This is a genomic window from Sulfitobacter guttiformis, from assembly GCF_003610455.1.
GTDB lineage: Bacteria > Pseudomonadota > Alphaproteobacteria > Rhodobacterales > Rhodobacteraceae > Sulfitobacter > Sulfitobacter guttiformis.
This window is the reverse complement of record NZ_RAQK01000002.1, coordinates 98,801-121,762: the sequence shown is the minus strand read 5'-3', so window position 1 is coordinate 121,762 and position 22,962 is coordinate 98,801. Positions and strand designations below refer to the sequence as shown.

Genomic DNA, 22,962 nt, shown 5'->3' with positions numbered 1-22,962 from the left:
ATTTGGAAATCAGAACTTCATCTCGAGTGAGACAGAAACTTCACGGCCCGGCGCGACATAGGTAAAGGGAGTGCCAGACCGGTAACCCGCATCATAAACGGTCTCGTCTGACAGGTTCGTCACACCCGCCTTGATCGTCGTATTCTTGGCAATCTCGTACTCTCCCAACACATCATAAGTCAGTGCGGAAGGCAGGGAACGGCCATTCGCAGCGGTGCTGCCCAGATCTATCGCGCCTTGGTAGTTGACGCGCCCGCCCAGCATCAACTTGTCTGTCACCTGGTAGGTAGCGAGAATATTGATTTGTTCATGCGCGGTGTTCGCAAGCGATAGACCGCGAATGTCACTGTCCTGACTCTCAAGAATCTTGCTCTTCATGAAATTAGCACCGCCAAACAGGCTGAGCCTGTCGGTCACTTTACCAGCAACGCCCAATTCAAGCCCCTGAACACGGTATTTCAGCGTATCATAGGTCACCGTTGCACCCCGCGGCCCTATATCCTCGCGAGCGTTGTCCTTGGTGGTCTGGTAGAGCGCTGCGGTCAGCAACAGATTGGGCGAAAAGCTGAATTTGGCACCGAGTTCGAAGGATGTGTTTTCTTCGGGGGCCAGTCCCGATCCATTATCGTCGAGGCCACCGTAAAAGCCGCCCCCCGCTTCCAATTCCTGCCCTGCCCTGCCGGATTGGTCGAGGTTGCTGCCGCCGCATATATACTTAGACGCTCGTTTAGCGCATAAGTGGTGCCGATATTCCAGTTGAGCATCACATCGTCACGCGACAGGGTATAGGCATCATCGCCACTGCCGCCTGACCGCTCGATGTCATATATGTCCACCCGAAGACCGCCATTTACATTGAGACGGTCTGACAAAGTGACAGTGTCTAGCGCGTAGAGCGATGTGGACTTGACTGTGGTCGACGTACGGTCGGTCCCCGACTGCGGCTGCTCGCCGCTCCAGCACCCTTCTGCAATCGGGTCGGGATTGATGACGTCGACAGTGCATCCGCGCTGCCCTTCGGGCGGCAAATAGTCTTCGCTGGCCAGATTGACATAGTTCATAACCGCAATGTCTTCACGCGACGTGGCAAGACCGAATACAAACTTGTGCTGTGCACCTGCAAAACGGGCGTCGCCGGTCAACTCCAGCACATTGGCGATCACATCTGTTTCCTGATTCCAGCTTTTGAAGCTTAGTCCGACCTGCCAGTCAGCAGGATTTGCGGAGCCGTTATCGATGAGACTGCTCGGCGCTGTCAGAACATAGTCGTTGGTCGCATTCGACAATCTCAGGGCGTTTGTCAGCACCATACCATTGTCAAAAGCATAGCGTGCTTTCGCTGTCGCAACGGTCTCTTCGGCGACTTGGAAATCCCGACCCGGAACACCGTAAAACGTATCGCGATCAATGCCGAATTCGGTCACCGGACCAACGAGGCCAAGCGCTTCATTATTGACAAACGGGACACCCCAATCGGGTGTTTGCTCGATCTTGGTGTAGCTCAGGTTTCCCTCTAGCGTCAGGGCATCGGTCGCCTCGAAGCGGAGTGCAAGAGCCGCGCCTTTCCGGTCGTCCGTTACAACGTCACGCCCAGCAACCGCCCCATCCTGCACCAATCCGTTAAAGCGCAGTTGAACACGGTCATTAATCACCTTGTTGCTGTCGATGGTCTGGCGAACGGTCGAAGCGTCAGTGACTGTGGTCACGATGCGGGTGAAATCGACGTCCCGTGTCCCTTTCGAGATAATATCAATCGCACCGCCTGTGGTACCGCGCCCGCCAACAGTACCCGCCGGACCTTTTGTCACTTCGACCTGCTCGGTGTTGAATGTCTCGGCGATACCCGTGCCTGGGCTTCTTATGCCATCCGTATAAACGTCGTTATTGGCTTTGAAACCGCGGATATAGATATTGTCCCCGAAGGAATTACCGCCCTCCCCAAAGCCAAGCGATATCCCCGGTGTCGACCGGGCAATCTCGCGCACGCTGGTTGTGCCGGTTGTCTCAAGAACCTCCTGAGTGATGGCCGTAACGGTGCGAGGTGTATCTTTCAGCGCGCCGGGCATCTTGCTGTTTGCAAGGCTGTTGGCTTTGAAGGGTGAGTTCTGATCCGTATAGCTGCTGCCGCCTGCCGCCGCTTTTGCCTCTGCGAGGGCGGTCGCTTCAGCCAGTTCTTGAGCTTCACGTTCTGCGGCCTCTTCGTCTGCACATACTGGCGTACCTGCCAACGCTGGTGAGCAAATATCGGGTTCCACCGCGCGCGGGGTCGCTACGCGCTGTGGTGCACGTCTGGCTTTTGCAGGTGCTTTGGCGGCTTTCGGAGCGGAGCGGACTTCTTCGGTGGTTTCCACCTCGACAGTTGGCAGAATAATAAGGTCTGCGTCCTGTGCATAGGCACCGGTCGTCATACAGGCCATGGCCAATGAGGCCCCGAAGCCGCCAACGACCAGTGCTGAGTTTCTATGAAATTTGCCCGAGCAAAGGCTATTTTCCGGAGTTTTACGCACATTTTCCTCGCTTTAAGTTTTCAACTGTTACGCTGGCTACTCAAGGAGAGGTTCGCTTGCTCTATATGCGGATCATTAACCTGACTATTTTAGTAAGTAAATAGATTAGCGGTAGATTCTTCTCCAACTTTCTTGGGGTTTGTTCACAGAACATAGGCAAGTCCGGATTTTAGCGCTTAGGATAGAGCCATGAAGACCGATCAAATCTTCCTCAAAAGGGCCGGTTCAACCCTCCTTAGGTCCCAAAATCCGGAGGATTGCCTACGACCAATCTCGAACATACCGAAGACCGGAAAATTGGATAATACTTAGCGGGCAATCACAATGTCAGCACGCAAACCGCCCAAACGCTCCGAAACACCAAGGCGCAGCACGCCACCATGGCTTCGTGCCACGTCTACTGCAATAGCGAGGCCAAGGCCGACACCACCGCCCTTGTCCTGATTTCGTGACGGATCCAGCCGCGTGAACGGCCTTGTCGCCTGCTCACGCTGATGCTCCGGTATGCCAGGGCCGTCGTCCTCGACGCGAATACGAAGCGTCTTGTCCGTCAAAAGCAGCGATACCTCTGCGCGCGCGCCATAGCGTACGCCGTTGGAAATCAGGTTATCGACTGCGCGGCGCATGGCTACTTCCCGTAGCAATATTGTGCCCTCCCCGCCTCCCTCGCGCGGCAGTTGGGTGACATCGCGGCCTGCACGTTGCGCACTTTTTACAATCTCCGCAACCATCGCAATCGGGTCTACGGGCTCCGGCTCTCCTTCTGCTGCGCCCTTGGCAAAGCTGAGGAATTCATCGAGCATGCCTTGCATATCGGCGACATCGCGCAACAGGGGCGCGGCGTCGTCCTCATCCAGCATTGCAAGGCCGAGGCGAAGGCGCGTTAGTGGTGTGCGCAGGTCGTGGCTGACCCCTGACAACATGAGCGTGCGCTGTTCGATATGACGCTCGATCCGGCTGCGCATATCGATAAAGGCGTTGCCCGCAGCCCGCAGTTCGATCGCACCCGAAGGTGTGTAAGGTATATGGCGCCCCCGTCCGAAGGCCTCTGCTGCGCGGGCAAGACGCTTGATCGGGCGCAGTTGATTGCGCAAATAAATGCTGGCGATCAGGCTCATGACAATACCGAACGCAAAAGTATAGACGAACATCTGGTGCGGGTTTGCTGCTGAAATCCGGCGCCGGTCGAACACCATCTGCACCAGCCCGTGACGGCTTTGGGAATAGACGTTGACCATACCGCTGTTGTTCAGGTCAACGGCGACAAATCCGGGCATCTTCTCAGATAGACGCCGTATCAGAACACTGCCGGAATAATCGTACCAGACGCGCGCATTTTGCGGCGCTTTTCCCTGCGCACCTGACAGTGATATCTGGAGCGCGCCGAGCTGGCTTTGGACATCGCCTGCCGCTTGCCCCAGGGACGGTGCCAGATCCGCTACCTCCTGCACCAATGCCAGTTCACGTAAAACCGTGTCCGTCATCTGAAGTGTTACCCCTTCAAAATGCCGCTGCGCAAAGATAACGGTAACCACAAGTTGCAGGAACACGACCGGAAGCAGCAGGATCAGCGCTGCGCGACCGTAAATGCCACGCGGCATATAGTGTTTGAGCAATTCGAATGACATAGGATAAACCTATTATGTCCCTGCTCCTAGCGAAAGGCAAAACAATGCTTCCACCCGATGACTTCAACCCGCCGATCGGGGTAGCGCAGGTGCTTGAGAACGGCCTGCGCCGGATCGTGGCGCCCAACCCCTCGCCAATGACCTATCGTGGGACAAACACTTATGTGCTGGGTCACACTGCCTTGGCAGTCATTGACCCCGGCCCGAAAGATGCGGCGCACCTCGATGCTATTTTGGCGGCTGTCGCGCCTGACCAACACATCAGCCACATCATCGTGACGCATACCCATCTTGACCATTCCCCGCTGGCCCGCGATCTGTCCCTGCGGACGGACGCCCCGGTTCTTGCCTTTGGCGGCGCGCAGGCCGGCCGGTCTGCTGTGATGCAGCACCTTGCTGCTGCGGGCAGTGTTGGCGGAGGTGAGGGCGTGGATTTGGGCTTTTCGCCCGATAAGATTGTGTCCGATGGCGAGACGATCTCGGGTGATAACTGGCAGTTGGAAGTGATCCATACTCCCGGTCATATTGGCAACCATATCAGTCTGGCGTGGGGAGATACCTGCTTCACCGCCGATCACGTTATGGGCTGGGCTTCGTCTTTGGTTTCCCCACCCGATGGCGACCTCACCGATTTCATGCGATCCTGCGCCCGCCTTGCTGCACGCCAATGGCGGGTGTTCTATCCTGGCCATGGTGCGCAGATTGACGATCCTGCTGCACGCCTCGACTGGCTCGTTGCCCATCGCCGCAGCCGCGAGACGGGAATCGTTCAAGCACTTGAAAACGGCCCTACAGACGCCGCCACCATCGCCGCTCTCCTCTATACAGATACCCCCGCCGCACTGCTGGGCGCTGCCACGCGAAACGTTCTCGCACAACTGATTGATCTTAATGTTCGCGGTATTGTCACGCACGATGGCGATCTGAACGAGACATCAAAGTTCGTCCTTAAGTGAGGATCATGAACTTTTTACCAAAAACCGCCGAAAAGCCTCTGGACGCGCCAAAATACCGCCGCTATACGATGCGGACCGTTCCGACGTAGCTCAGCGGTAGAGCAGTTGACTGTTAATCAATTGGTCGTAGGTTCGATCCCTACCGTCGGAGCCATAGTATTCAAGGGCTTAGCAAGTGATTGCTGAGCCCTTTTATTTATCGAGCGGTTTATGGGGCGCACATAGGGCGCAACGGATAATTTGATTTAGACCGCCACTAAAGGTATGGATTAGTAGCTTCAGACTCTGTTTGATCTAATCCGTACTTTCACTTGAATGCAATTAGGGGAAATTCCCACCCGAAGCATTGCCCATTTTGGCGCAGGCCGTGAAAGCGGCGCTTACTCACAAATAAAGTTAGATTTAAGATGCTAGCCAATATCCGAAAATGACTTATGGAAGGAAAGGATAACGATACTGGCAAGTCTGTGTGTGCTCATCGCTTCACTGATCGTAGTTTGCCTTAAGCCTGCATGTGCGAAATCATGTCGCCAATCTAACATTTGATCTAGTTGCCTAATTGGGTTTTTGCCACTCAACCTGACGGCAGTTTTTCTGCGACGATCCAATATGGCGTCAAACCTTTCACATACATTCGGGTCAAAAGTAGATGCGTATCGGCGCAAGTCACGATGCGAAATTTTACTACTAAGTTTATTGTAATTTCGCTCAGTAAAGCCCTCGAACTCTCTTCCAAACCTCCCCGCATACAAAATCATCGTCGTTTTCACACAGGTTTCGTACATTGCTGCAATTGTAACAACAAGCATGCCCGCTAAATCAGCACGAAACTCATTCACACCACGCGCGTCAGCAGGAACAAACTGATTCATCTCCTGAACCAATTTATCAACGCGCGAAAAATGTTCCCGCAGGTCTTCGGGCGGCATCTAAATTATCTGCTTCGCAATTTCAATTCTGCGATGTAACACAAGCGTATCAGTTGTGCCTCCAGTAATCCTTTCGAGAAACTCAGCATCTTTTAACAATGTGTCATACCCTGCCACTAATCGCGCACCATCAATAGAAGCATCTTCCATAATGGTGATCATAACCGCTTCCAGCACAGCAGAGTTTATCAGGCCACGAGGGCGGAAAGGTTTCTCAAGATTTCCGTCTACTAACTTCACGGCTGCAAGAAATTTGTCATAGAAGGCGTTATTCTGATCGGATGAGAAGCTGCGGCTTTCTCTCATGGATTTGTTCAAATGAGAAAGCATCGGTTTTTCGTAGGTCTGCCAGCATTGGAAGAGGGATAGAAGCCTCAGAACCAGCTCAACATCTTTTTGGTTTTTGTCAGGCTTCTTAAGTCCAAGAATTTTCTGCCATTCGGGAGTTTCATTTAGCTCCCAAAGTTTGGCAACTATATTACCCCTATATACAGCATTCCTAATTTCTTGCGGCTTCAATTGCGTTCCACCGGTATTAAGTCGCTCAAAAATATGAAAAACGCTGTCTCCACTGCCCTTGGGGGTTAACTGCCTTATGTTTATTGCTCTGAGAGTAGAATTGCGAATCTTCCTTTGATACCGCTGCGGTAATTCGTCAAACGTCTTACCGTTAAAATCAGATCTTTCAGAAAGGCCTTTAAGTCTGAAAACTTGACGCTTTCCTTTGTCGTCTGCTTCACCGAAATAGCCTTCTATAAAGTACTTTACCGACATTAGACGTTGTTGGCCGTCAATAACCTCAAGGATACCGTCGTCATTTTCATAGAGAAACACTTGCGGAACAGGCAAGCCCATAAGGAAGGATTCAACCAATCTCGAGGACTGCTCAATCTTCCAAACAAATTTGCGCTGGTAGAACGGAATTACTATGTCACCACGCTCTATCTGGGAGGATAGCAACTCAAGCGAAGGGTCCGAAGGTGAAACGGAAATGTCAAACTCCACATAGGGTTCATCATCATCCTCTTCGACTGTTTCAAGTAGATCTTCATCTTTATCTGTCACGTTCCAGCCTTCGCATTTAGTTCTAACTCCTGTATTGAATGTTTGACGGCAAGTTGAAGCGCTTGCAACTAGCAAGTCAGACATTTTCGATTCTGATCAGTGAAATCGTAGCATCTGGTGGGTGGTTTGACTGTGCGGTCTGTCAGGGCAGTTGAAATGCGCGGAATGTGCGCATAGTTTACAGGCCTGTAGATTTTCGTTGCAAGTGGGTGTCGACTTGCAGCGACCAAATATGAATTTTTTCAATGTAGCTAACTAGTTAGCTAGCGATGCCTGCGCAAACTAACTAAAGCGTCATTATATTCGTCCGTGATAACACATATGCTGCTTCTCGGCCTAACACTTCTGAGGACGCCACGCTCCTTCAAACCTTTAATTGCGTTTTTCATTGGATCGTTCCCATAAGGAGCCACACGGCCAATGCTGACAAGGCCTGCAATGATAGCTTCAGCCACATAGCGATCTTGAGCGTTCTGTATGATCAGATGCATAAGTTGGAGGGACGTAGCCCGGCCCGCAGGCGGTGGCGCTGCTGTAATCGATTGTATGAGCGGTGTGAGGCGATCTGCCGCTTCTTGGGCAAGAGCTGGTATCAATGAAACGATCCCGTCAACGCTATCTTGAGATCGCTGGCCTGCCACAGCATTGATAGCGTCATCTTTTATGGTGACCTCGAACCTAACCCGCCTCGTAGTTTTCGCGTATATCTTCACTTTTATCTTCGTAGTTAGCTGGATCGTCAGGCACGGGCTTTGGTGTGTCGTTCTTAGCGATGCATTGGAGAAAGTGTAGAAGTCCTGTGAAACGACCTGTCCATGCTGCATAACCCTTTCCCGTAAGGAGGCGACAAAATCAATCGGGCTCTCAGCGTCGAATTCCCAATAAAACTCAATTGCCCTTAGCGAGAAATACGGTGCTAGATGGGCTGAAGCCCCTTCCCCGTCAAATGCTCCCTGCATGGCATTGTTAAGCATGTCCTGCGCAATATTTAGGTAACGCTGCATCTGGACACTCCGACTGTCCTTGAGTGCAAAAGCATACTTCTTATTGGGACCGATAATAACGTTCGTTGCAGGCAACAGCGGCGCTTCATCAGCATACCAACTAGTTTCCGGCGAAATCGCCATGACATAATTAGATGCCAGCCTTGGCCGGTCTAATCGACTTCTATGATGTAGGCGCTGGGCTTGCAAAAATCTTGTGAGGTTAAGCTGAGTTTTGAAAGTTATACGTTCTGTCTCGCCCGGTTGGCGGGTAGTCGGTCGATAACGCCAGTTCGGTCGTTCTACGGTTCCAGAGATTAGTGCGCTGGATTGATTGAGGCTATCGGTTCTTGGGTTGGTAGAAAACCTTAACCCTCGAATTTCGTAAAATCTCTCGATGATATGGCTGTTGAACAATGAAACGGAACCGCCATCAGCGGTTGGTACCTCGGCCAAACGTAAGTGAGAGAGAGCGCCGCAAATATCGGCCAGTTCCCCAGATAGCAGCCAGTCGCCAATATCTAAATCAATCCGATCAATGAAGGCATCGTTTGCATCAATCACTGTGTCTGGCGTTAGTTGCCGCACAAAGTCTGATCTTCTGACTATTGGGTTTAACATGGGGGGTTAGTAAATTTCCCGGTGGTAGAAAGGTTCAATTCTGCATAGCGTTGCCAAGACCTTTGAACTGTCGTTGGATGCCACTTCCCACCTGAATAGCTTGTGATATTGTCAGAATTTAGCCTATCGACAATTTTTCGAACCGACATGCCTTCCGCCTTTAGCGCCTCAATAATTGGGCCAATGGCTCTACTGTGATCGTTTGCTTCATCCACCTTTTTGGCGGCAAGCTGTTTGCAGGATACGCCTAATCTGACACCGCGCCTTTTTGCAGCTTGGAGAGCGTGTTTGGTACGTTCACTGATCCGCCGCCCCTCCTCCTCTGCCATAGCGGCATAAACGTGCAACATGAATTTATCAGCGTTCGGCATGTCCGCAGCGCGAAAAGGTACACCTGTTTCGATCAGTCCAGAGATGAAATGTACGTTTCTTGCAAGACGGTCGAGCTTGGCAATTATGAGGGTAGCTTTTTGCCGTTTGCAGGCATCGATTGCAGCCTTCAGTTGCGAACGTGAATTTCGTTTACCACTCTCTACTTCCACATACTCTTCTATAAGTTTTCCGCCGCTTTGAGTGACAAAGGCATCAACAACAGTTTTCTGCGCTTCAAGCCCTAGACCGCTTTTGCCCTGTCGTTCAGTTGAAACCCGAATATATGAAATAAATGCTGTTGGCTGATCCATTCTGTGCTCCTACGTACGTTGGTTCGCTAGTGTACAGGTGGTAATCAGCCACTTCTTTTGGAAGATGTAGGATGGAAATTTTAGCAGAGAAGCGCAGGCAATTTTCCTTACAATCGATTGTAAGACATCTGTTATCTGCGCTCACTCAGTATAAGCATATCTACAGACGTATGTCTCTCCATAGTTAGCCAATCTTTCATTTGAAAACCCTGCGCTATCGTAACATTCTTTGCTGGTTTTCGGCTCACCCAATCGCATAGAGAGTGCGGGTTGACCATTGATACCAGTATTTACAAAAAATAATACGTACATGTCCTGAGATGGTTTTGCGTATGTGACTGATTTCGGATCAGAGCCTATATGATCCCAGTTTCCATATATGGCAAAACCAGCCAATATGAGTGCGACGCCAAGCGTCATGCCCTTTAAGATGTCCGACATTTATTACTACCTCCGCGTTGAAACGACGGTACAATGCAAATTAGGCAGAATTTAGACTTAGAGAGAGTTTACCTACAGAAACACTATCCATGATGGAACTGATAGGTTTCGAACAACTTTGATAGGGTTGCCCGGAGACCATAGCATTTATATGTAGGATATTGGCCTGTTTTTCCCGCGATTGCTGGGTTTTCTGATACAATCGATTGTAGGGCTGTAGTGTTGCTCTAGGGGTGGCAAGGGGTATAGTCTGTTTTTCCCGCCGTTTCAGTGGTTTGGCAAATAGTTTGTTATGTTCAGCGTTCATATGGGTTGTTGAAGCACGTGCAATAAAATGCGCCGTTTCATGTATGATCAATCTGTAATATCATTGCATATTCAATGATGTCGGCGAACTTTTCTCGACATTCTTACAATGACTTCACCGCAGCTTTTTGAGCGAAATTGATATTTCGTACAAAAGCCCCAAAATTGTTGAGCTAGTGAATAACCCGGCCCCTGAGACGAACAGATATAATGTTGTTTCAGTAACGCCGCTGGTTGTGTTCATCAATTCTCCGATGATCGCGAAACCCATCGCTGCAATACCAAAAACAAACCCCACAGCCGATAGTAGTCCTGCTGTTCCTGTGAAAACATATACTATTGGCTTTTTGCTATTTTCTGCTGAATTCGTGATAAATGCCATCAAACTTTCCTCAATCATTTTGTTGTCTTACACTGCCAAAAAATTATGGAAAAAAATTGTCTGCGGCCTGACATTTTTCTGTTCCATACAATTTTTGAGTACTGGTTCCAAGCCATTTGAAAACCCACCAAATTAATGTTTGGTATGCAAATCCGTTATGTTGGTTTGTTATGTCCGCACCCATTTACTGTTCAGCATATCCAGACTTGGGGAGATACCGGGGGGTCGGTTTCATTATTCTCCGAAAGAATGGCACCAAGTCGCACTAGCTGTCATCAGTACGCCAGTCAGTTTTGCCTTCCACAATGAAGGCACGAAGATCACTAACAAGATAATATACTGAACCACTCTTGTTAAAAGATTTTGGTCCATTGCCAGTTGACCGAAGATTGCGGAGGGTTTGCTCTCGTTTGTTTATCATTCTTGCCGCATATTTGGTGTCACAAAACTCCTTTGTTGGAGAAATCCAACCGCCGCTGAGCTGTTCCCTCAACTCAGCGTTCTCTCTTTCCAACCGGCTGATCTTCAACCGACTAGCCATTGCGGTATCGACTTTGAATTTCTTTCTTAGTCTCCTTACTGGTTTTTTTGGTTTTTCATCCATCAGATCAGGCCTCTCGCCTATGTTAGGTTCATTTGCGCTTGCGTTTGCGTGTCGTCTTTTTTGTTTTGTTATTTTCGATATGTTTCATGGCATTTTCAAGGTCTCCGCGCACTGAAGCCTCGAAGGGATGCGCATATCGCATAGTAGTCTTGGGACTAGTGTGTCTGAGAACGACTTGCGCGGAAAAGAGACCCCCTTCTTTTGCCACATACGTTCCTACTGTGTGTCGTATGTCCTTAAGGCAAGCCTCTGGCAAATCGGCATGTTCGCAAATTCTCCTCCAAGGGCGTACCAAAGATTTGAGCCGTTCACCCGCTGTCGCTCCCTCAAAGACCCAGCTATCTTGTTTCTTGCTTACAATCGATTGCAGCAACTTAAGCGCAGGCCCCGCAAGCGGCAGTCGAGCTTCACCTGTTTTCGTGTTATGAAGTGTTGCAACCGCAGCATCCAAGTCGATGTCTTCCCATTTTAGCTTTAACACTTCACTTGTTCGACATCCTGTAAAGAACAGCAAAGTGATAGCATCAAAGGCAGGACCACTCTTCAACATGTCGGCCCTGAGTACGTCGATTGCTCGGAATATGCGGGTTTGTTCAGCATCCGTAAAATAGTGCTGTTTCGGGCGCTCTTTATTCATTTTAATGCGAGAAGCTGGGTTGCTGCCCCTTGGTATGACGTCCCAATCTTCTGCCTTAAACATCATGGCTTTCACAACGCTAAGCATCCTATTTGCCCTTATCGGTGTATCTGACATCGAGAAATGTACACCCTCAATGTCCGACCGCTTCACCTCAACCATGGCAAGTTTGCCAATACGAGGTAAGACGCGTGTCTGTAGAACGCGTCTATACTCTTTATAGGTCGATGCTGCCAACCTGGGCTTAGCTTGCTCCTTAAGATATTTTTCTGCAAATGCTGCAACTGTGATGGCGTGGCGTTTATCAAGCCTATCACTTGCCGGATCGCCCCCTGCGCTTACTTCAGCAGCGAGCGCCAATGCTTTTCGCCTCACCTCAGCGACATTAAGCTCTGAAAACTTACCAATGTTTACCTTGCGTTGTCTGCCAAATGTGGAGCGATATCGGTAGACAAATACTTTGCGGCCCTTTGGTGTTATCTTCAAGTATAGGCCCGCGACCTTAGGGTCATTTACAGTATAGTCTGACGTGCGTGGTTCCGCCAATCTCAGACCAGCTTCGGTAAAAGTTGGCTCCTTTGTTGCTTGCGACATAGAGTGCTTAGCAAATTTCGGTTTCAGTCTTTTAGGGCGCATATAGGACACTAGCCTCCGGTTAATATCGGTATGGCTTAGTTGTAATCTGTAGGCCGCTTCCTGAAAATCCTGAAATAAATTAGATACTTAGGCCATATCGTATGGCATAGTATAAATTAGTAAGTCTGGATTTTCGACTGTTAATCAATTGGTCGTAGGTTCGATCCCTACCGTCGGAGCCAGATATTCAAGAGTTATCAAAAAGTTAGAAGGGTTCCGTATTTTGCGGGGCCCTTTTTTCTTTGTTCGGGTAACGCCACGGGTAACAAGAACGCAAAAAGCCCGGACCTGTGATCCGGGCTTCTCCTTGTGTGTGAAAGCTTGACGCAGAGTCATGCGGCTTGGTATTATTGGAAATATTATATGGAAAAGTGAGACTTGAAATGTTTGGTGAGTGGGCTCTAAAATTTATCGGCGACATATTTTTTATCATCGCCTGCGCCGCCGGTTTTCTGGCCCTGATCCTCGGGCTCGCAACCGCCGGCGACATGTCATATCTGCCATACTTTGCTTTGGCGATCGCGATGATGATCCCGCATTTCGTTTATCGCAATTTTTTCGACTGACGACCCTTTATCCTATTGGCTCATTTTTTTCGAGATAGGAGCATGCCAAGAAACCGAATGCCTCATCAACGATGTTAAAATCTTCCCATCTACTATCGGCACTGCTTATTGCTTTCATATAACACTTCATCATCGTCATCAGCGTATCGGAAAGTCCTTTTTGGGCCCCATCGGATCCACTGGCACTTAAAGATGCGGCAATATCGATCATCAACCCGGTGAATTCATCCTGATCGCCGCCAGATAGGATGCACATCTCTTTGCACCCGTCGAGGTCGCCGATCTTGAAGCATTCAATTGCGCGACCAATATGCTCTTTCCGTCCAGCAATCTGTTCTTCCCGCTTGCGTTCGGCAATACTCCTGTCGGATTTGAATTCTTCTCTTTGCTCTCGCGCAACAAAGTAATCAGCCATGTCGAAAGTCATGGCCTTGTTGCTGATTTTAAAGTCTTCTGTCGTGAAGTTCATTTTCATGATCCTTTGTTGATCTTTTGGTTGGTTTGCCGGATCACGAGAGGAAAACGGGGTCCCGCTCCGACTGCAGAGGTTTTTCATATCCATGAAGATTGCGGCACTCACTGCTTATCCGTGTTCGCCTTATCTTTTGAAATAGTGATCGAATGCATTGCCGTTGATCCACGCGAGATCGCCGCCAAGCGTCATAGCAAGTGCCAAGCTTTCCAGAGCACGCAGAGACTTCCGGACGAAGACGGGGACGTCTTCTTGGCACATCGGCTGACGAATGTCGTTTCCACACCTCACAAAAGATCTGTGAGGTTCGCACCGCAAGAACTGGGTAAATTCACAATCCGGAAGCTGGTCGACGATCTCGAAATAATCATCCGGTGTCAGAGTGGGTCCTTCGAGGGTCAGTTTTGCCCGCCGGATAAGATAGAGGTTGACAACCTTTGAGCCATCAGTATGCGCACGAGAGACCAGGCGCTTCGTGTCTGCACAGCTGAAGATCTTCTGGCAGTCGTCCGGTGCGAACATGTGATCATGGATCATGATGACCACCCCTCTGGCTTCGGGACGGGCCGCGTGAGGCCATAAAAGGCATTCTCCAGCAGGATCCGAAATTTGGAAGTGCGGATCATGACCAGCACATCGTGCCGGACCTGCTCGACGTATCCGGTCATCTCGCTGATCAGTTCCTCGTCTTCGTTCATCCGCTCAATGAAATCGCGGCACACGGTGAACTCGTCCAGTTTCAGCGCATACATGGCACCGTCCACCAATGCTTTTTCTTTGTCGATCACGCGACCATCACGCGCGATGCGATGATATTCCGCAATGACCGCCTCGCGGGCCGCGACGACGCACGACAGGCCGATTTTGTTGATTGTCCGCGACAGATACCGGTCAATCGGCAGACTGATCTGATCGGCTTTTGCGCATATGCCCCGCAAGCGGCCCGGTTCGGTGCCTCCGTCCTTGAGGATGGTGGACAGGGCCACGACGGTCTGCATGCCGTCCTGTGACTCGTGCAGGCGGTCCATGACCTCATCTGCAGGGCGACCGCGCATCGATGCGGCATATACCGCCATGACCAGCTGATCCGCCTTCAAGATGGCCTTTTCAAAAGCGTCGATCGCAGGGATCAAAACGCCCTCCAGCTTCACAAAATCGAAGGTCATATCCTCCTCGGGGCGGGAGCGTGCGGGCTCGTAGAAGGCACCGTCAAAACGGGCGGCCAGGTCGTAGATGTCATGGTGCTCACCGGCCTCCTCCGGGCACGAGGGGCGCAGGATTTCCAGCATGTCGATGATCTCGGCCCCGGTGCGGACGTCAGTGAGTGAGGTTGAGTTTTTCATTTTGTTTTCTCCGATTTGATGTGCCCCGCGCCATTTCGGCGCGAGGTCTTGAGAGGATGTGATCAGGCGTCGCGGCGCGCTCCGATTGCGGCGGCCTTGAACATATCAAGCTCCGCAATCGCGTTCGTAGAGAAGACGTGCAGCATCACGCTGTCCCGCAGCCCAAAGTGCCTCAATGCCGTCGATCGTGCTGTTGGCGAGATCCATGTGCTGGTAGAGGTCTGAAAGGACATCGATCATGTCGTCCCGCTCTTCGGAATTCGTGACTTCGACATCGGTATGGAGGTGATCTGAGAGATCTACACCAGAAACAAGGTGTTTGACTTTACGTTGAGCATCAAGGAAATCGCGGAACCGATCAGCGCCATCACGCAGGAACCCCTCAATGTGGAGGACGTGAAGGATAGTTCCTTGCGCACGGATCTCCGCCTCGGTTGTGGGGTTGAAAAGCGTCTTGAGGTGCTCTTTGGAGATAGGGCTATTGTAGGCCGTCATCTGCGCGGTGTTGGACTTGATCTCAAAGGCCCATGGCACAAGGCGGACAGGGTATACATCAAGCTCTTTGCATTCTTCAACACAGATTTCGTATTCAGGCAGCAGCGACATAATGCGCCTGAATTCTTTGTTGTTTTTCACTTCAATCTCGATTTTCATTTATTTTCTCCGTTTTGCAGTTGTTTTTGGGGGCTAATGGATCATCCAGTGCTTATCCCTGCTGCTATCGATGGCCTCCGATTTGACGCCGGAGGGCACTGTAGAGGCAGGTCGTCAGGCGGCCTTGTTATTGGCGGTCGCCCTGATCCAGGAGCCGACGGCCTCGCGCAGGACATCCGAGTTGCCGACGTTAAGACGCTTCGCTTCGGCCATGACAAAATCCGCATCCGCTTTCGGATATGCGCATCCCATGACGTATGTCTCGCCGAGCCTGGACGCTTTACCGTTCCTTATCGGCGTAAATTCGTTGCGCAGGGCCATGCGCTCGTCCGGCGTTGCGTCCATCCAGGTGTGGATCGCCATCCGAACGATATTGGTCTTCATGGTGCGCCTTACCCGGGCCGCCTCGGTAACCGCGACAAACAACTGAAGGCTTATAGGGGTCGCCGCCGGCATACGGCCTTTTATTTCTGCGCGCGGCGCATAAGGGCAATTCTTGCGCAACCAAAAACGGATCGCATTCCGAATTGCATTTGCCCGAAAGTCATCGGTCCGTGAAACCTCCCGCATGAGGAAGTCGTCCGCCTCGATACTCAAGGTTGTGCTGATTGATTTGTAGTTCCTGTCGCTCATCTTGTTTCTCCGCTTTGCAGATGTTGATGGGGCTTACCGGTGTATCCGGCCGTTTTCCCTGCTGCTATTGGTGTGCCCCACCCACCACTGGAGGGGCACACTTAAAACATCAGGAAACCTTCTAGAAATTGTGGGCGATACTTGTTTTAGGGATGGACGCGGGGGCTTGATAAGCGACCAAACGACGTGACTCGCTGTGCATAAGCTTTTCGATCATGTCGGGGCGAAAACCGGACCACAGGATCTCATCATCAAACTGGACCACCGGGAGCGCACGCATGCCCGCGTTGCGCAGACGATACCAAGCTGCCATATCCTGTATGATGTTGACCTTCCGGTAGATGATGCCGGCCTCATCAAATGATCTGATCGTCGCGATGCACTGCTGGCATCCGTCTCCGGTGTAGATCGTAATCTTGGCTTTTGATGCCAGATTGATGTGCTCACTTACCAAGCCGAGTGCCTCTTCAGAGGATCCGGCCTGACCATCCTCAATAAGAGCATCGACGATTTCGCTGACCACCTTCCCACTGTCTGGACCTCCGAGGGCGGCCTCGAGCTCCATGGTGTTAATTTCGTATGCCATTCCCGTTTCTCCGTATTTGCGCTGCACCTTGCCGCGTCTTGATGAACTGAAATAAGGATTGAATTTCCTATTTGTCAAAATTAATTTCCGATTTAATCAAACTATTTCGGAATTCATAAACTATATACCGGAAATAAGGACAGCTTTCTGCTTGCATACCGGAAATATTTACTATAAACCCATGAGGAATATCGGAAATGCGGAGACGAGAATATGACGCTGAGCCTTGAAAAGAAAAAGCCTATGACTCTAGAGGGGATGGAGGCCGCCATTGTGGAGATCGCTGGAGGCGATGGTCACGGGTATATCAAGGCGGCAGCGGCCGCCCTGGACGTCACCCCGCGCACCATCAACAACGCGTTGCGTGGCGCGATCACTCTGCCGTTTTCAGAAAAAGTCCGAGCCAAGCTTGAGGAAATCAAGGGCCGACAACAGGCGAACCTGTTCTTGGCTGCAGGCACATACACCGTGGGCCATGTGGACACGCGCCAGACCGGTGGAGACATCATCGACGAGGCGGTCATAACTCGGCTTCGGTCACCGATCTGCATCATGCACATCGTTATGATACGCGGCAAGGACGACAAGAGTCAGCAGCGGTGGGCACCTGATGCGGTCATCTGGCCGGAGGGTGAGCCGCCGACGCAGGAGGTGCGGTCCCGCATCATGGATGAGGCACGCGAGGCCGGCCGTGACGTCATAGTAAAGCGCATGCAGGCAATAGCTGATCGTCTGGTCCGCGAGAAAAAGGAGTATACACTTCGGAAGGCTGGCCATCTGAGCGACACGGAGATCGCGCTGCTGTCTCCTACGAGTCTGTCTGCGGAGGCACGGATCGCGCTCACAGAGAGACCGGACGGGACCCGCAGCACACTGCATGACATAATGGCCTCCCTCGAGGCCGAGATGGCCGACCTGGGCCCGCACGTTTCGGCGTCAGGTAAATCACTTGATGCCATGCGCTTGGGATACCTGCGCGCGACCCACCGGATGACGGGTGTGGCGTTACAGGACGTCGGTGCGTCTGATCACGCGGCGCATATGGCGTCCGTCGCCTATGACATGAAGCCTCAGGCCGACCTACGGACGACGCGCGGTCAGCGGGAGGCGCGGATGGAACGCATAGAGATGCGGGACCTGATCAGCGGGATCCACGAGGAGGACGGAGAATGACTCTAATGACTGACTATATCGCGCTCAGCGACCAGCTTTTCGACATGGTTCAGGCCGCTGATCACCAGGCAAAGAAAGATGGGCACATCCCTCTTCCTAAAAAGGCTGTCAGAGAAAAGGAGATCTGGGAGCACGATATTCCCGGGGTGGAATTCCTGCCCTCGGAAATCGGATATTTCACCGTGCGGCTGACGCCTGATGCGGCGAAGGTGATGGTAAAGGCGATGATGGCGCCGAGATGTTAAGCGCGTAATACACGCATGACATTAAGCCGGATAATGTTAAACGTGTGCAACATTTAGTTCCAGAAGCGGCTTCGGGTGAGCCATGGATAATCGATGCCAAATAGGCGGCATTGATGAATGATATCGGCAAACGTCTTGTCGCGCATGATTTCTGCTGGGACGGCCCGGACCCGCCATTCGCTGAACTCGAAGAGGCCGTCTTCGCGCCACGCGGGGGCCCTCCAATCCCACTCGATTGATACGTCCTCACCGCCGCGTTCGCCCTTATACCAGTCGAGACGCCTTGGGTAGCAGGTCGCGCGGAGTTTCGTGGACGATCCGGATATGATAACCCAACGGCTGTCCTGGGGGTCAAGCTGGATGTCGGTTATTTCGGCGGGGGTGACGACGGGATTAAATCGGCCATCGATAGATCCGGGTCCGATGAGCAGTATCCAGCCAAGGATGATCGCAATTGTCCATGTGATTTTCATGATTAGAAACGCCCTTTCAGTGCGTCGATGAGGGCAGCAACGATCTCGGGGGTCTTCTCGACGATGCCTCTTGTGATGTGCTCTCCGGTGATCACAAGGCCGATCACTACCAGCTCGCGGGTTTCGGTGGCGATGCTGAAATACGACATCACCAGATCGGTGCCGTAAAACGCAGCGGCCGCTCCACAGATGATGCCTGCGAGGGCCTTCTTGCGTGTCTGCGTCTCTTCGGTAAGGACTGTCTTGATGGCGATGCCAACGGCGACCGCTCCCCAGAATCTCAATTCAATCTCGTTAGGGGTCCACATGTCATCACGCCCCCCGGTGCGCATGGGGCGTCAGGTGCCCCCTGCTGGTGGCTGTGGTGGCTTGTGGTGTCATGTCCCGGTAGGTCCCTGGTTGATGTCCTGGGGGCCATCATAACGACTTTGTAATATGACCGCCGCGTAGACTCGAGGACCTGAAAAGACTGGATAAGACTCGGTGGAAGGGACTTGGAAAGAACAGATAAAACTTAGGTAATTAAACAACTCGAAAAAGCGGCATCTATGACAAAATGACAAAAATGACAAAAAATCCTATATAGACCGTATACGCGCGGGAGGAGAAAAAACAGAAAAATACCGTATACGGCTGATATAGAAAAAACTGTCATCTTTGTCATTTTGTCACAAATGGCAAAACTGGACCGGTTCCCTCACTACGCGGTGGCGATATTCCGGATGTGCTATTGTCCGATTGTTACGTGCAAGATGACACCCAACTTGACCCGGGGCCGCATGGCTCCGGGTTTTTCTTTTCCTGGAGGCCGCCCATGAAATACTCCGACCGCGAACTTCTGGCCCGTCTCCGTAAAGCTGAGGTCATCACCGTGCGCGTGGCCACATCGACCGTTGCAGGCACAGCAGAGGCCGCAAGGATCGAAACCCCATCATACATCAGGACACGCATAAGGCGGCCAGATCCTCGTGTTGTGGCGTCTGACGTTGCCCGTGTCGACATGCTGGGCAAAGGACCTGATGCACGCCTCTATATCGCCCCAGATCGCCTTGGAGGGCTTGTGGGGCGCGAATATGGCACCCCCGCACGTCGTATCAGCAAACCGGTCGCACCTGAAGCAATGGACGCACAAGGCCGCCTGCTCCCGAAGTTCCAGACAACCGGTGCATCCCTCGAGGCCTTGACGCGGTCCGGAAGATATTTTGTCGGTAAACCTCGTGGCGCCAAGATGGACTACGAGGGGATCTTTGAGCGTCGCGGTTTCGGTTACAAGACGATGGTCCGCTTCCAGGACAGCCCCGCCAGGCGCCCAAGTTTGGGCCTCAAAAAGCACTGGAGGGAGACGATCCCGGGCCTTGTTGAGCGCATCTCGGAGGTAGAGATCGCCAAGCCTGGAAATAAAATGTGACAATGAAAATTGTTATAAATCATATATTTATGAGCGGGTCCTCTTTAGGGGTAAAAAAATACAACAAGGCCGAAGGGGCTCGACCTGTCGCGACGTATAAGCTGAAAAAATCTGGGTTGTTTGTCAGCGATTAGAAAGAAGAAAAATGTCAGAAAAAACGGACAAAAATCCGGAAAATATCACACAACTTGGCACCCCAATCAGGTTGCGCGCTGACGGATCCATGTCGATCAAGGACGCTGCTGCCGTTATCGGCATAACTCCGCAGGCGATCCGCAAGTGGCTGGCGCGTGGATGTCCGTATCGCGCGGGTGGCGGCGGACAGGGTGCGGGTATGGACACCGTAAAAATCGCCGACGTGATCCGGTGGAAAGAGGACGAGGCCGTCACTGGTCTGATCGGTGATGGTCAGCCGTATGATGAGGGCACGGCGAAGGCGGCGGACTGGCATTTCCGCGCGATCCTCCGGCAAGCGGCTGCACGAAAAGAATTGGGCTCCCTGGTCGCAGTAGATGCGATCGCCGACGTTATCGAGGAGGATTACGAGCGCACACGTTCGCGCCTGAACTCCATCCCGTCCCGGGTGAATGTCAAGTTGGCGGCCGAGGATGATCCGGTCATCGTGCGTCACGTCATCCAGGAGGAGATCCGAAAAGCCATGGGCAACTTGTCCACATCGGAGAGCGTCATCAGGCGCGCCGGTGGTGATCCGTCAACATCAGTTCACGATCCGCTTCCTCTTGAAGAGGTCGATCTTGAGGATGATGAGGAAGACGACGTGGACGATGATTGAACTGCTCGCCACCCAGGACGAACTGCGCGAGGCCATCGCGCATCGCCGTAACCGGGCAATGGATCCGCCTCCCGATGTTACGGGGAGCGAATGGGCCGACATGTTCCGCAAGGTCCCCTCCGAGACGTCCGCCGTCACGGGGCAATGGGAGACGTCCACCTATGAGGTCGCACGTGGACCTATGGATGCGATCACCGAACTGGGCGTCAGGGTGATCTCTGGCGTGGCATCTGCGCAGATCTTCAAGACCTCGACGGGCGAAACGGCGATAGGGTATTTCATGCACCTGAACCCGCGTCCCATCCTTGTCTATGAGCCAACCGAAACGACGGTGGACGCCTTTGTTGACTCCAAGCTTGACCCCATGATCAAGGAGACGCCCGAGCTGGCGGCCCTCTGGGGTGGACGTGCTGCGATCGAGAGGAAGAACGACAAGTTCGTTCACTCCAAGAAGACATTCCCCGGTGGATATGTCGAGATCCTCACGGCCAACAGCCCGGCCAACACCGCGAGCCGTTCGGCGGGCGTCGTATTCATGGATGAGGTCGACAAATTCGAGATGACGCGGGATGGCGATGCGGTTGCGTTGATCGATGAACGCCTGAAGGGCTTCACAGGTGAGGACTTGTCCATCCGGATGAGCACCCCAACGGACGCGGATAGCCCGATCATGGCCGAATACATGAAGAGCGACCGCCGCAAGCCGTATGTGAAATGTCCCCACTGCAAAGACTGGGATTACTACCGGTGGGAAAACGTCGAAAAGGACGGAGACCCCGAGGATGCCGCCTACAACTGCGGTATATGTGGCGTTGCGTGGACCGAGGCCCAGAGGGTCAAGGTCCTCACGACCAAGGGCAAGATCAAATGGCGCCAGACGCGCCCCTTCAGCTGCTGCGATGAGGCTCAGGATCCGGAAGTCGAGAAACGCTGGGATAAGATCGGACGTGCCGTGTGCAAGACCTGTGGCGAACGCAGGGTAAGCAACAGGCATGCCGGTTTCTGGGCATGGGAACTGTATCATCCACGCCGTTCTGTTGCCGATCTGATCCGCTCCTTTCAGGACTCGAAGAACAACCCGGGCAAGATGCAGAATTTCACGAATTCGAAGCTCGCTCGGATCTGGGATCCGGAAGATGATGGCGATCAGATCGAGGTTGACCCCGAACAATTCCGCCTGCGGGTCGAGCAGCCCTGGACGATGATCCCGGCGCAGGTGCTTGCGGTCTTCGTGGGGGTGGATGTGCAGCCTCAGGGCAAGAAGGGTCTCGGACGCCTCGAGGTATCCACCCTTGCGTTCGGCGCGGGTGATGAGATCTGGTCCCTTTCCCATGAGATGATTTTCGGGGACATTACCGAGGGCGACGTATGGGCGAAGCTGGACGAGATCCTCATGGCCGACTACCTGACGGAAGATGGTCGAACCCTGCGCATCATGGCCACCTGCATCGATACGGGTGGCGACACTGAACAGGGCGGCGCGGTGATCGATGCGGTCACGTCATATGCCAGCCGCCGGAAGCGGCTTAACGTCTTCGCAATAAAAGGCGCATCAGATCAGGGCACCCTTTCGCCCATCTGGCCATCATCTGGCAACATGCGGACGGCCGCAAAGCGCAACGGCGCATGGGTCTACATGGTCGGCGTTCAGGCGGCGCGTGACTGGCTGGCATCATGCCAATCCAAGACCAAGCCCGGTCCGGGCTTCATCCACGTCCCCGCAGATCGGGGTGAGGAATGGTTCGACCAGATGACGAATTACGAAAAGAAGAGGATCCGTTCCGGGGGGAAGAACGTCATGAGGTGGCTCGTGAGGGCCAAGCATGTCCGGAAGGATGCGGCCGACGCCTTCATCTATGCCAAGGCCGCCCTGGAGGCCGCACGTCGCATCAGCCCGGAAAAGATGAACCGCCTGATTATGACGGCCCCCGCCGCCGCCATCGCGACCGCCGAAACCGACGTTTACGCCACACAGGCCGCACAGCCACAGGCGGCGCCACCAAAGCGCAAACGGATGAATGTCGTCGGGAGACCTTCAGGCGGCCAGCGCGGCAGGCCATACGGACGCAGGTAAAATAGGAAATACGGAACAATCTGGATACCCTTTATTTTTATATGGTTGGACATGCTTTACGCGCCGAATATCACATTGGCCGCGCACAATTTCCGGTTTGTTCGTCCGGGTCATCTGCGTGAGACAATCGAAAGAGGCATTTTGATCCTGCACACGTAGCAAGG

Annotated in this window: 25 protein-coding genes and 1 tRNA gene; 8 read left to right on the top strand and 18 right to left on the bottom strand. The window is 52.5% G+C overall.

Going from position 1 to position 22,962, the window contains the following annotated elements:
• Positions 1–9 precede the first annotated feature (9 nt).
• The 3 genes from C8N30_RS19835 to C8N30_RS13200 all read right to left on the bottom strand — a co-directional run bounded on the left by C8N30_RS19835 (position 10) and on the right by C8N30_RS13200 (position 4,135).
• Positions 10–612 (bottom strand): TonB-dependent receptor domain-containing protein, encoded by a 603-nt coding sequence (locus tag C8N30_RS19835; protein WP_269667573.1) that lies wholly within the window; start codon positions 610–612, stop codon positions 10–12.
• A complete protein-coding gene (locus C8N30_RS19830; RefSeq protein ID WP_269667560.1) occupies positions 543–2,507 on the bottom strand; it encodes a TonB-dependent receptor in 1,965 nt (654 codons plus the stop codon). Before C8N30_RS19830 ends, C8N30_RS19835 begins: the two co-directional genes overlap by 70 nt.
• A 308-nt stretch (positions 2,508–2,815) precedes the next feature.
• Positions 2,816–4,135 carry an ATP-binding protein gene (locus C8N30_RS13200; RefSeq protein WP_025062316.1) on the bottom strand — a complete coding sequence of 440 codons (1,320 nt, stop codon included), beginning with the start codon at positions 4,133–4,135 and terminating at the stop codon, positions 2,816–2,818.
• A gap of 44 nt (positions 4,136–4,179) precedes the next feature.
• On the opposite strand from C8N30_RS13200, the gene C8N30_RS13195 reads away from it, so the two are divergent.
• Positions 4,180–5,091, top strand: a complete 912-nt coding sequence (locus tag C8N30_RS13195; RefSeq protein WP_025062317.1) for an MBL fold metallo-hydrolase — start codon at positions 4,180–4,182, stop codon at positions 5,089–5,091.
• A gap of 79 nt (positions 5,092–5,170) precedes the next feature.
• Positions 5,171–5,245, top strand: a tRNA-Asn gene (locus C8N30_RS13190).
• A 256-nt stretch (positions 5,246–5,501) separates the two neighbouring features.
• On the opposite strand, the gene C8N30_RS13185 is transcribed toward C8N30_RS13190, so the two are convergent.
• The 7 genes from C8N30_RS13185 to C8N30_RS13155 all read right to left on the bottom strand — a co-directional run bounded on the left by C8N30_RS13185 (position 5,502) and on the right by C8N30_RS13155 (position 12,378).
• Positions 5,502–6,020, bottom strand: coding sequence for a HEPN domain-containing protein (locus tag C8N30_RS13185; protein ID WP_025062318.1), 519 nt, complete (start codon positions 6,018–6,020; stop codon positions 5,502–5,504).
• Positions 6,021–7,085, bottom strand: a complete 1,065-nt coding sequence (locus C8N30_RS13180; RefSeq protein ID WP_025062319.1) for a DUF262 domain-containing protein — start codon at positions 7,083–7,085, stop codon at positions 6,021–6,023.
• A gap of 263 nt (positions 7,086–7,348) precedes the next feature.
• On the bottom strand, positions 7,349–8,632 hold the full coding sequence (locus C8N30_RS13175; protein WP_147419710.1) for a hypothetical protein: 1,284 nt from the start codon (positions 8,630–8,632) through the stop codon (positions 7,349–7,351).
• Positions 8,633–8,682: 50 nt separating this feature from the next.
• A complete protein-coding gene (locus C8N30_RS13170) occupies positions 8,683–9,372 on the bottom strand; it encodes a recombinase family protein (RefSeq protein WP_025062321.1) in 690 nt (229 codons plus the stop codon).
• A gap of 862 nt (positions 9,373–10,234) precedes the next feature.
• A complete protein-coding gene (locus C8N30_RS13165) occupies positions 10,235–10,501 on the bottom strand; it encodes a hypothetical protein (protein ID WP_037967909.1) in 267 nt (88 codons plus the stop codon).
• A 265-nt stretch (positions 10,502–10,766) separates the two neighbouring features.
• Positions 10,767–11,105: a hypothetical protein gene (locus C8N30_RS13160; RefSeq protein WP_037967911.1), complete on the bottom strand. Its 339-nt coding sequence runs from the start codon at positions 11,103–11,105 to the stop codon at positions 10,767–10,769.
• Between the two features lie 28 nt (positions 11,106–11,133).
• On the bottom strand, positions 11,134–12,378 hold the full coding sequence (locus C8N30_RS13155) for a tyrosine-type recombinase/integrase (RefSeq protein WP_025062324.1): 1,245 nt from the start codon (positions 12,376–12,378) through the stop codon (positions 11,134–11,136).
• Between the two features lie 383 nt (positions 12,379–12,761).
• Here C8N30_RS13155 and C8N30_RS13150 point away from each other — a divergent pair, with 383 nt between their 5' ends.
• Entirely contained in the window at positions 12,762–12,944 is a 183-nt protein-coding gene (locus C8N30_RS13150; RefSeq protein ID WP_025062325.1) for a hypothetical protein, read from the top strand.
• A gap of 7 nt (positions 12,945–12,951) precedes the next feature.
• Here C8N30_RS13150 and C8N30_RS13145 read toward each other — a convergent pair whose 3' ends face one another.
• From C8N30_RS13145 to C8N30_RS13120, 6 genes are all read right to left on the bottom strand, one after another.
• Positions 12,952–13,413 carry a hypothetical protein gene (locus tag C8N30_RS13145; protein ID WP_025062326.1) on the bottom strand — a complete coding sequence of 154 codons (462 nt, stop codon included), beginning with the start codon at positions 13,411–13,413 and terminating at the stop codon, positions 12,952–12,954.
• Between the two features lie 129 nt (positions 13,414–13,542).
• Entirely contained in the window at positions 13,543–13,953 is a 411-nt protein-coding gene (locus tag C8N30_RS13140) for a hypothetical protein (protein ID WP_025062327.1), read from the bottom strand.
• Positions 13,950–14,759 (bottom strand): hypothetical protein, encoded by an 810-nt coding sequence (locus C8N30_RS13135; protein ID WP_025062328.1) that lies wholly within the window; start codon positions 14,757–14,759, stop codon positions 13,950–13,952. Before C8N30_RS13135 ends, C8N30_RS13140 begins: the two co-directional genes overlap by 4 nt.
• A gap of 105 nt (positions 14,760–14,864) precedes the next feature.
• Positions 14,865–15,413 carry a hypothetical protein gene (locus C8N30_RS13130; protein WP_025062329.1) on the bottom strand — a complete coding sequence of 183 codons (549 nt, stop codon included), beginning with the start codon at positions 15,411–15,413 and terminating at the stop codon, positions 14,865–14,867.
• A 114-nt stretch (positions 15,414–15,527) separates the two neighbouring features.
• Positions 15,528–16,046, bottom strand: a complete 519-nt coding sequence (locus C8N30_RS13125) for a hypothetical protein (RefSeq protein WP_025062330.1) — start codon at positions 16,044–16,046, stop codon at positions 15,528–15,530.
• Between the two features lie 121 nt (positions 16,047–16,167).
• Entirely contained in the window at positions 16,168–16,632 is a 465-nt protein-coding gene (locus tag C8N30_RS13120) for a glutaredoxin domain-containing protein (protein WP_198021477.1), read from the bottom strand.
• 213 nt (positions 16,633–16,845) lie between these two features.
• Between C8N30_RS13120 and C8N30_RS13115 the strand changes: the two genes are divergently transcribed.
• The gene (locus C8N30_RS13115) at positions 16,846–17,805 is read left to right on the top strand and encodes a hypothetical protein (protein WP_025062332.1); all 960 of its coding nucleotides are present in this window, start codon (positions 16,846–16,848) and stop codon (positions 17,803–17,805) included.
• Between the two features lie 5 nt (positions 17,806–17,810).
• Positions 17,811–18,050, top strand: coding sequence for a hypothetical protein (locus tag C8N30_RS13110; RefSeq protein ID WP_147419708.1), 240 nt, complete (start codon positions 17,811–17,813; stop codon positions 18,048–18,050).
• 53 nt (positions 18,051–18,103) lie between these two features.
• Here the strand turns inward: C8N30_RS13110 and C8N30_RS13105 are convergent, their stop codons facing one another.
• Positions 18,104–18,523: a hypothetical protein gene (locus C8N30_RS13105; RefSeq protein ID WP_025062334.1), complete on the bottom strand. Its 420-nt coding sequence runs from the start codon at positions 18,521–18,523 to the stop codon at positions 18,104–18,106.
• A gap of 2 nt (positions 18,524–18,525) precedes the next feature.
• Positions 18,526–18,855, bottom strand: coding sequence for a hypothetical protein (locus C8N30_RS13100; protein ID WP_025062335.1), 330 nt, complete (start codon positions 18,853–18,855; stop codon positions 18,526–18,528).
• Between the two features lie 482 nt (positions 18,856–19,337).
• Between C8N30_RS13100 and C8N30_RS13095 the strand changes: the two genes are divergently transcribed.
• From C8N30_RS13095 to C8N30_RS13085, 3 genes are all read left to right on the top strand, one after another.
• Positions 19,338–19,931, top strand: coding sequence for a hypothetical protein (locus C8N30_RS13095; RefSeq protein WP_025062336.1), 594 nt, complete (start codon positions 19,338–19,340; stop codon positions 19,929–19,931).
• Between the two features lie 145 nt (positions 19,932–20,076).
• The gene (locus tag C8N30_RS19370; protein ID WP_025062337.1) at positions 20,077–20,724 is read left to right on the top strand and encodes a hypothetical protein; all 648 of its coding nucleotides are present in this window, start codon (positions 20,077–20,079) and stop codon (positions 20,722–20,724) included.
• Positions 20,717–22,798, top strand: coding sequence for a terminase gpA endonuclease subunit (locus C8N30_RS13085; protein ID WP_025062338.1), 2,082 nt, complete (start codon positions 20,717–20,719; stop codon positions 22,796–22,798). The genes C8N30_RS19370 and C8N30_RS13085 overlap by 8 nt, the downstream gene beginning before the upstream one ends.
• The last annotated feature ends 164 nt before the right edge of the window (positions 22,799–22,962 follow it).